Origin of the sequence: Pseudovibrio sp. W64, assembly GCF_001623145.1 — a bacterium.
Classification (GTDB): domain Bacteria; phylum Pseudomonadota; class Alphaproteobacteria; order Rhizobiales; family Stappiaceae; genus Pseudovibrio.
In genome coordinates this window covers 71,039-71,381 of record NZ_LMCI01000034.1, presented here as the reverse complement: position 1 = coordinate 71,381, position 343 = coordinate 71,039, and positions in this window count along the sequence as shown.

Here is a 343-nt window from a genome sequence, read left to right as displayed (position 1 = left end):
CTTTACCAGTATCAGTCATCTAATAACCCTCGTAAGTAGTTAGAACACCACTCAACAGAGAGCTTTCGACAACCCACTGGCGAGCGGGAGGTTCGAAACCTGTTACGAGACAGGCGGGTTTATTCCCCCGCAAAGGGTATTGTATTCACCGCCCTCCCGCCCATAAGCGAGAGTTTGCGTTTGGAGAACCAACTCCAGACACAAAAAAACCGCCAATAAACGGATGCGGTGACCGCTCGTAAAAAAAAGGTTTCGACGCCTCAAGATGAGCATGCGATGATTGGGGCAAGGTGTCAATGCAAGGAAACTGAATTCCTCCACAAACCCATGGGATTAGATGGGC